This is a genomic window from Streptomyces sp. IBSBF 2435 (assembly GCF_036815005.1).
In the GTDB taxonomy this organism is placed as follows: Bacteria; Actinomycetota; Actinomycetes; order Streptomycetales; family Streptomycetaceae; genus Actinacidiphila.
In genome coordinates, this window is the sequence record NZ_JAJSYW010000237.1 from 1 (window position 1) to 8,631 (window position 8,631).

The window sequence follows — 8,631 nt, forward strand, 5'->3', positions numbered from 1 at the left end:
GGCCGGGACGGCAGGGGTCGCAGCGCGGGTGGCCGTGGAGAAGTACCCGCTGCCGCAGCAGCACGCGCAGGTGCTGCGCGAACTGACCGCCGGCGTGGAGGAGTCCGCCGACGCCATGCGGCAGGGCGACGGTACGGGCGAGGGCGGGCTCGACGCGGCGCTCGCGCTGGACGCCGCGATGGCCCGGCGCGGGGTGCGGGTACGGGCGGTGTATCCGCGGGCGCTACTGGCGGTGCCGCAGCACGCCGCCCACCTGCGGCAGGTCTCGGACGCCGGCGTGAGCGTACGCGTCCTCGACCACGTGCCGCACGACCTGATGGTCTTCGACCGGCGGACGGTCTGCCTGACGGCCGGGTCGGCAGCGGACTCCGAGGGCGGCGCCGCGCCGCTCGTGCGGGTCAAAGGGCCGTTGCTGGCCGCGTCCTTCGCGGCGATCTACGAGTCGTACTGGCAGCGGGCCACTCCGCTGTCGCGTACGTCGGCGGGGCCGCACCACGTCCAACTCGGCGCGCGGGAGAAGGCGGTGATCCGGTTGATGACCAACGGCTACAGCGATGACAGGATCGCCAGGAAGCTGGGCATCACGACCCCGGACGTGCAGTCGGTGATGGCCGCGCTGATGGAACGGCTGCACGCCGGCAGTCGTTTCGAGGCCGGGTACAAGCTCGCCCGCGAGGTCGATCCGCGGGACCTGTGAACGAGTGCGACCCTCGAAGCACACGGGCCGGTGGCGGCCCGGGAGGGAGCCGTGAGCGGCATGCGCGACCGCGAGGCCATGCAGACCCTGCTCGCCCGGGCCCGGGCGCGGGTCGATCCCGGGGAATTCGGGCTCGCCCCGCGCGGCGATCCGCGGGGCCGCAAGGTCGCGGGGCTCACGCACGACCACATGACGCGGCTGCTGGGCTGGCCCGACCACAAGTACGGCTATGTCGAGCGCGGCCGGCTCGCCGTCATCGAGACCGAGCTGCTCGAACCCATCGCGCGGATACTGCACTTGTCCGACCACGAGTGGGAGGCGCTGGTCCTCTACGCGACCGGGCTGCCGCCCGCCTACCGGCTCGACCCGCAGCTGGGTCGGGCGGTGCCGAGGGCCTGGGAGCAAGTGCTGCGCGGCTCACGCGAGATGGCGTACGTCAGCGACGCCGCCTGGGACATGGTGGCGTACAACTCGGCCTTCACCCGGGTCTTCCAGCGGCGCGAGGTCCCGGGCAACGTCATGCGCTGGATGCTGCTTGCCCCCGAGGCCCGCGTCACCCTCGGGGACTGGGAGAACAGCTGGCTGCCGCTGCTCGTACCGCAGTTACGGGCGGCCGTCGTCGCCAACCCGCACAACAGGACGCTGGCGCAGTTGCAGGCGGACGCCGGGCGCGACCCGGTGGTGGCGCGCTCCCTGAACGAGCCGACGGGTGAGTACATCGGGCCGCGGGCGGAAAACGCCCTGCCGCTGATCCATGCCGAACTCGGGCCGGGCTGGGCTACGTTGTGTGCGGCGGGCCCCTTCGGGGTGCCGAGCGGGCGGCTGATGTTCGTTCTGTTCGACCAGGGCGAGCGGCCGCGCCCCGGACCCGCCATCTCGGCGCCGGCAACCGAGGCGGTGGACCCGGTGCGACCCGGACAGCCCGTGCCGCGGGAACGGCCCGGGCCGCCAGGCGAGACCGCCAGTACGTCCGCGCGGCCCGCCGGGCAGCACAATGAGTCACCATGAACCTCCCTCTGCCGCACGCCCTGCGGTCGCTGACACCGAACGTCCACGCTTGGCTCCCGGACGGCCACGCGACCTGGGGCATGGCCAACTGCGTCGTCGTGACGGGACGACACGCGGGATCCGGCGCCGCACTCCTGGTCGACACCCCGTACACCGCCGACATGACCCGCCACCTCCAGCAGCTCATCGCGGCCCTCGGCGAGGGCAAGGGCACACGTGAGGGCAAGAGGGATGACGGCGACGGCTCAGCAGCGCGGCCCGGCATCCGTACGGTCGTCAACACGCACGGTAATGGCGACCACTCGTACAGCAACGGCCTCTTCCCCGGCGCCGAGATCATCGCCACCGACGCCAACAGCGAGCACCTGTGCGCCGAGCCCTCGCCCGCCGCCCTGGCCGGGCTGATCGCCGGGAGCGACCCGGACACCGCCTTCGGGGCGTACGTGAAGCGGCACTTCGGCCGCTACGGCGACTTCGGCGACGTGCCAGTCGTCCGCCCGAACCGCACCTTCAGCGGCGAACTCGACCTGGACGTCGACGGGGTGGCGGTGCGGCTGATCGAGGTGGGGCCCGCGCACACCGCGGGCGACCTGATCGTGCACCTGCCGGAGGAGGGCGTCGTCTGCGCGGGCGATGTCCTCTTCAACGAGGACCATCCGGTGCACTGGGCGGGGCCGTTGGAGGCGGTGCACCGCGCCTGCGTGCGCATCCTGGACTGCGCGCCGCGGGTCGTGGTGCCGGGGCACGGCCCGGTGATGACCCCCGCGGATGTCCGCCGCTACGCCGACTACGTGTGGGACTTGCGGGCCGCCGTCCACCGCGGGCACGCGGCGGGCCGGCCGCTACCGGTGCTCGCGGCCGAACTGATCGCCGAAGACCCCTACCCGCGCTGGGGCCTGCCCGAGCGGATGGCCGTACTCGCCGCGATCGAGTACCGCGCGCTGGACGGCGTCACCGAACGCCCCGACCTGGTGGGCCTGCTGGCCTTCGCGGCCGGTTTCGCGCACGACCGTGTGAGCGGTACGGCGGCCGGGAGCGTACCGGCCGGCAGCGGCGGCTGAGCAACCACGCCCGAGCGGCTGCCGCATGGGGACGATATGCCGACGACCCCGGCGTCGGGGGGGGTGTACGCCGGGGCCGCCGGCTGTTCTTGGGGCGGCGGGCCGCAGGGCCTGCGGGTGACCGGTTCGGCGGACGTGCGCGGCCACGCGCATGTCCGAACGCACCGGCGGCGAGGGGCGGCGCCTCAGACGGCGACGTCGTGGCCGTACAGCCACGGCACCGGGTCGACCGGCGCGCCGCCGCCCGGCCGTACTTCGAGGTGCAGATGCGGCCCGGGCACATTGCCGGTCGCGCCGACCCGGCCGATCGTGTCGCCCGTGGTGACCTCGCCGGACGTGGCGACCATCGTCGAGAGGTGGCAATACCACAGCTCGGTGCCGTCATCGAGGCGCAGGACCACCCGGTAGCCGTACGAGCCCGCCCAGCCGGCCGAGGTGACCGTGCCGCTGTGGACGGCGTGCACCGGGGTGCCGGTGGGGGCGGCGAAGTCCTGGCCTGTGTGGGTGGCCCACATGTTGCCGGACTCGCCGAAGGCGGCGGTGAGGGTGTAGGACGCCACCGGCTTGACGTAGGAGGCGGCGAGTTGGGCGAGCCGGTCGGCCTCGGCCTTCGCGGCGGCCTCGGCGGCGGCCCTGGCCTTCGCGGCGGCCTCCGCCTTCGCGGCGGCGGCCTGCTCGCGCACCTTGCGGGCCGCGGCTTCCTTCGCCGCCTGCTCGGCGGCGAGCTTCTCGGCCGCCTCGCGCTCGACGCGGGCGGCGGCCTCGCGCTGCCGGGTGACCTGCTCGATGATCCGGGTGCGGAGGGCTTCGCCGGGGTCGGCGGGAACGGCGGCGGGCGGGGTCGCGTCCTCGTCGCCCGCGGGGTCCCGGCCGGCGTCGGTCGCGTGAACGACGGCGGAGGGGTCGTACGTGGGGGTGCCGACCGCGACGTCGGGCTGCGCGGCCGCGATGGCCGGCGCCGGGAGGACGTCGAGGGCGTCGGGGAAGGCGGGCGTGTCGGGCAGCGATATCGGGGGCGCGGTGGCGGGTGCCTCGGCCGCCGCCGCCACTCCGCCGGCGCCGACCGCGGCCATTGCCGCGAGACCGATCATGGTGGACCCGACGGCGGCACCGCGGGCCGGCAGCCCGGCGCGCTGCCGCGGGAGGCGGAGCTGGCTGCGCAGGCCCGCGGCCTCGGAGCCGTAGTCGAACTCGCCGTCGGAGCCGGAACCGGAGTCGGAGACGGCGGGGCCGTCGGACGGGCCGCCGGCCGGCACGGACCCGTCCCGCTCCCCGAAGGGCCACTCCCCGGTCGGTTCTGCTACCGGGGCAGGAGCGTAGGCAGGCTGGTTGGACGCCACGGGGGCGCACTCCTTTCCTTCCTTCTCGCCTACCGGGTTAGCTGACGGGTTCGGAGCAGGAAGGTCTCCTACGGGCCTGACGGCTGCCCGATTCACCCCATTGGACCCCTCCCGCGGTAGCGGAAGGGCGGGTCCCCGGTTCCCGCGGACGGGATTCGGCAAGCGCACGGTGCCGCCTGTCGGCGGCGGTGACGACCGCGCTGCGTTATCGAACGTTAATAGAGCCGGAGAGGTTTTCCAAGCCGAATCGGAGAGTTGGGGGCGGGAACCAATCGGACAGGGTGTATGTAGAGCATATGAACCGGACACGCGGCGTGGCCTGACGGTGATGTGAGCGTGTGTCAGTCGTTATCGGAGCGGTCGGAATGACTACGGGCGGTGAGTCGGTGACGGCAGGGCGCAATGGCGTACGAGTCCCGGCCGGTACGGGCGTGCGCGGGCGCACAGGTGGGGGCGCGAGGCGGAGTGCGCTCCGCCGTACGGATGAACGCGCGGACACGGACGGCCGCGCGGGCAGGCAGGCCGGGGTGCGCGCGGAGATATCCGCGGGACCGGCGACAGGGGTGCCAGTGGTCTGGACCTGTGCCAATTCACGAACCGCTTGGCATGCCATGGGCGCGGGCCGCACGATGGGCGGGCCCCACGTTCTTGTCATGCACCCGTCCCCACCATGACGCCTCAGGGAGCCTTCGATGGAACGCCCCAACTCCGCGGTGCCCAGTCGCCGTTCGCTGCTGCGCGGCGGGCTCGGACTCGGTGCCGCCGCCACCGGGGGCCTGGCCGCCGGCCTCCGGCCCGCCGGCACCGCCCAGGCCGCCACCGCGTCCGGCAGCCCCCGCGCCGCCGCGGTCGACTACCCGTCAGCCGCCTGGGCCCCGGCCAGCACCGCCAACTACACCGCGGCCAACCGCCCGACCACCTATCCGGTGCAGCTGGTGATCATCCACGTCACCCAGGAGACCTTCACCGACACGATCTCGCTCTTCCAGAACCCGGCACACGCCGCCGCGGCACATTACGTCGTCCGGTCCGCAGACGGCGCCATCGACCAGTGCGTCCGCGAGCACGACGTCGCCTGGCACGCGGGCAACTGGGACTACAACACCCGCAGCATCGGCATCGAGCACGAGGGCTGGGTGGACCAGCCGGCCTACTTCACCACGGCGCTGTACCACTCCTCGGCGGCACTGACCGCGGCGATCTGCGACAAGTACGGCATCCCCAAGGACCGCAACCACATCCTCGGCCACTCCCAGGTACCCGGCACCGACCACACCGACCCGGGTCCGAACTGGGACTGGGTGCGGTACATCCGGCTGGTCAACGGGGTCTGACGCCGGCCTGGTCCCGGCCCGCTCCCCCGCGGGCCGGCGCGGTCAGCGCGGCTCGCGGCCCCCGTCGGGGCCGTCCAGCGGGAACATGACGCTGAGCCGGGGCAGGCGCCTGGCCGCCTCCTCCTCGTCGCGGGCCGTCCAGCGGCGCCCTGCCGGGTCGCGGCCGCCGGAGGGTGCGGGGGACCAGGTACGCCCCGGGACGTCGGCAGCGGCGCGCTGGGAGGCCCGTACGGCGGCGTAGAAGGCGTCGCCGAAGTCCTCCGCGGGGCCGGTCGCCAATTCGTACGCCTCAAGCCCGAGCGCGTCCAGGGCCGGCCAGCCGGGGCGGTCCTCGGCGGGCCAGCCGGCCCGGGGGCGGCCGGCCAGCCGGGAGACCTCGGGCGCGTAGGCGAGGACGTCGGGGTCGTTCACCGCGGCCTCGAAGACGGCCCGGCCCAGCCCGATCAACCAGTACCGGAAGGCGTGGAATGCGTCGTTGGAACACCAGCCGCCGAAGATGCGGTCGGCCGCCCCCCACAGATTCCAGGTGAAGGCTTCTTCGGTCGCACGGTCGAGGCGGGCCTGAAAGCCCACGATCGCTTCGGCGGGCAGTCGCGCGAGCGCTTGGCGCAGCCAGGCATCCCGCTTGTCACCGCCGATTCCCTGCCGCCGGGAGTCCTCAAGGAGGGTCCAGAAGGAGTCGGTTTCCATACTCGCTGACTATGCCAGGGGCGCCTGACCACTCCAATTCCGCAGCCCGAAAAGCTCAGTTGCTGGACAGCGGCGGAAGGGGCGCCGGGCGGGTGCGCCAGCGGCTCCGCACCCGCCGCCCATGGCGCACCCGCCGACCCGTCCGCGATGCGGTGCCACTTATGGCACACCTGTCCCACTCGTCGCATTCGCACTGCCTGACGGCGCCCACCGCCGCCCCGACCCGGCCACCTGGCGCCCCCTCGGCCAGCGGTCCGGGGCAGCCGCCGAAACGCAGGAGCGGTCATTGGTGCCGCCACATAGCACAAGGGGGCGCGTGGTTTCGCCGCGTGCGCGTGCGGGGATCGCGGGTTCAGCGATTCGCGCGGCGAGCGTACGCGGTCGGAAAGCCGTTGCAGAATCAATGGCTTTCCGTACGGTCACGAAAGCGTACGGCGCGCTGCTTTCGGCGCGCTGTGCATTTCGCCCGCACGGGCGAGCCATAGGCTTTTCCCGGCCGCTTTGCGGCGCTGCGCGAAGCGCGGTTCGGCGCCCCGCGCGCACCGGGACGACGGTGGGGACATACGTGCTCCGGCTCACCTCTGCTTTCCGCGCGGCCCCCTGCGGAGTGGACCGGGCGGCCCATAGCGGTTGACCCTGGGGCGGGTTGGCACGCCGCCGAGCGCGCCGCGGGCCGGTACGTGACGGACGCCGGTACGTGACGGACGCCGGTGGCCGACGTGGCCGCTGTGGCGTCGAGTTGCCGTCGTCGTGCCCGCCGTCGCAGCCCCGGCGCTCCGCTTCCGCCCGGTCGGCAGTACCCTCTTGATCCTCACGGCTCCTCCTCTCCGGCCCCTGGGCATTTCCCGGGCCCTGCTGACGTCTTGGACGCCCAGCGCTCTCGTGGGGGAAGGCCGAACGGACGCCGTGAGCCCCGGCAGATCCGCTCGGCTGCCGGTGGAACCCGTTAACGGAACCGGGCGTCGAGGGGCTGCGGACCGCGGCCCCTCCTCAAGGGGCAGCGCGAGGGGCGGATCAGGTGCACGAGGACCACGACGGCACGGGAATACCCGGCGAGGACAAGACCAAGGCGGCGGCCGCGTCGCGTAGGACCGCGGCCCGGACCGCGAAGTCCGCGCAGGCGCCGGTGAACGGCACGCCGGAGGCCCAGCCGACCGGCACGGAGCCCGCGGCCAAGCCGGCGCCGAGGGCGCGGAGGAGCCCCGCGCCGAAGGCGACGCCGCCCGCGGCGGCCCCGGCACAGGCCTCGACCGCACAGCCCACGGCGGCCCCGAAGGGGCGGAAGACGTCCGCGGCGAAGGCGACGCCGCCCGCGGCGGCGGGTACGGCCGCGGTTACGGCTAAGGGTGCGGCTGCTGCTGCCGCAGGCACTCGCGCGGCCACGGGCACGGGTCCCGCCAAGTCCGCAGGCACAGGCCCGGCAGCGGGCACGGACGCAGCCGCGGCGGGCGCGACCGCCAGTACGGGTACGGCCACGGGCGCGGGCGCGGCCAAGACCGCGGCCACCGGCACCGGCCCGGAAGCAGGCGCGAGTACGGGCGCGGCCACAACTGCCGCCAAGGGCAGGACCACCGGCGCAGGCGTGGCCACGGCCGCCGGCACAGGCGCCGCTCCCGCTGCGAACGCAGGCGCGGCCAGAACTGCGGCCAAGGGCACGACGGCGGCCGCAGCCGCCAAGGGCGCCGGCGCGGCCAAGGCCGCAGGTACGCGTACGGGCTCGGGCGCGGCTGCGAGCACAGGCACCGCAGCCGCAGCCGCAGCCGCAGCCGCAGCCGCCAAACCTGCGGCCAAGCGCACCGCCGCCGGCGCCAAGCCCGCGACCGCCGCACAGGGCCAGCGGAAGAAGGCCGCCCCGGCGAAGGCCGTCCCCGCAAAGAGCTCCGGCGCACCGCAGAAGGCCGCGGCAGCCAAGGCGCGGCCCGCGAAGGCGGCGGCGGGCGCGACACCCTCCGCCCCCGCCAAGGCGGCACCGCCCGCTCCCCCCGCGGGCGGCCCGTGGCAGGCGCCCGGGTACGCGCACGACGAGAATGCAGGCGCCGGCGGCCAGGGCAACGTGGTGCGGGCGCGGCACGAGGCCAGCGGCACACCGGTCGCGATCACGTACCTGCCGGGCGCGCTGGCCGGGGACCAGCTCTTCCGGGAGGAGTTCCGCGGCGAGGCCGAAGCACTCCGCGGGGCCGGCTCGCCCTACGTGGCGCAGCTGTACGCGTACGTCGAGGACGGCCCGCACGCGGCGGTCGTACGGGAGCCGGTCGACGGCGTCGGCCTGGACGCGCTGCTCACCGGCAAGGGGCTGCCGACCGGACCCGAGGCGGCGCTCGCCGTCCTCAAGGGTTCGCTGCTCGGCCTGGCCGCCGTCCACGAGGCCGGCGTCCTCCACCGCGGCTACCGGCCGGCGAACGTCCTGCTCACCGCCGAGGGCCACGTCAAGCTCATCGACGTCGGCCTGGCAGAGCGCGCCACCCCCGCGGCACCCTCGGCGCCCACACCCCCCTCGGCGC

The 8,631-nt window shown here is 74.5% G+C and carries 7 protein-coding genes and 1 riboswitch; of the genes, 5 read left to right on the forward strand and 2 right to left on the reverse strand.

Features of this window, described 5'->3' with window-relative positions; all coding sequences use genetic code 11:
- The 3 genes from V7E46_RS30280 to V7E46_RS30290 form a co-directional block, all read left to right on the forward strand.
- Positions 1-697 (forward strand): LuxR C-terminal-related transcriptional regulator (locus V7E46_RS30280; RefSeq protein WP_333771402.1); only part of this gene is annotated, 697 nt, incomplete at its 5' end.
- 60 nt (positions 698-757) lie between these two features.
- Positions 758-1,705: an MmyB family transcriptional regulator gene (locus tag V7E46_RS30285; RefSeq protein WP_333771408.1), complete on the forward strand. Its 948-nt coding sequence runs from the start codon at positions 758-760 to the stop codon at positions 1,703-1,705.
- The gene (locus V7E46_RS30290) at positions 1,702-2,766 is read left to right on the forward strand and encodes an MBL fold metallo-hydrolase (protein ID WP_333771403.1); all 1,065 of its coding nucleotides are present in this window, start codon (positions 1,702-1,704) and stop codon (positions 2,764-2,766) included. Before V7E46_RS30285 ends, V7E46_RS30290 begins: the two co-directional genes overlap by 4 nt.
- 185 nt (positions 2,767-2,951) lie before the next feature.
- Here V7E46_RS30290 and V7E46_RS30295 read toward each other — a convergent pair whose 3' ends face one another.
- Positions 2,952-4,106, reverse strand: coding sequence for a M23 family metallopeptidase (locus V7E46_RS30295; protein ID WP_333771404.1), 1,155 nt, complete (start codon positions 4,104-4,106; stop codon positions 2,952-2,954).
- A 12-nt stretch (positions 4,107-4,118) separates the two neighbouring features.
- A riboswitch (cyclic di-AMP (ydaO/yuaA leader) is annotated at positions 4,119-4,277 on the reverse strand.
- 521 nt (positions 4,278-4,798) lie between these two features.
- Here V7E46_RS30295 and V7E46_RS30300 point away from each other — a divergent pair.
- Complete coding sequence (locus tag V7E46_RS30300; protein ID WP_333771405.1) at positions 4,799-5,440, forward strand: N-acetylmuramoyl-L-alanine amidase; 642 nt, start codon at positions 4,799-4,801, stop codon at positions 5,438-5,440.
- 42 nt (positions 5,441-5,482) lie between these two features.
- Here V7E46_RS30300 and V7E46_RS30305 read toward each other — a convergent pair whose 3' ends face one another.
- Positions 5,483-6,130: a DUF4240 domain-containing protein gene (locus V7E46_RS30305; protein ID WP_333771406.1), complete on the reverse strand. Its 648-nt coding sequence runs from the start codon at positions 6,128-6,130 to the stop codon at positions 5,483-5,485.
- A gap of 1,018 nt (positions 6,131-7,148) precedes the next feature.
- Between V7E46_RS30305 and V7E46_RS30310 the strand changes: the two genes are divergently transcribed.
- Positions 7,149-8,631 (forward strand): protein kinase domain-containing protein (locus V7E46_RS30310; RefSeq protein WP_333771407.1); only part of this gene is annotated, 1,483 nt, incomplete at its 3' end.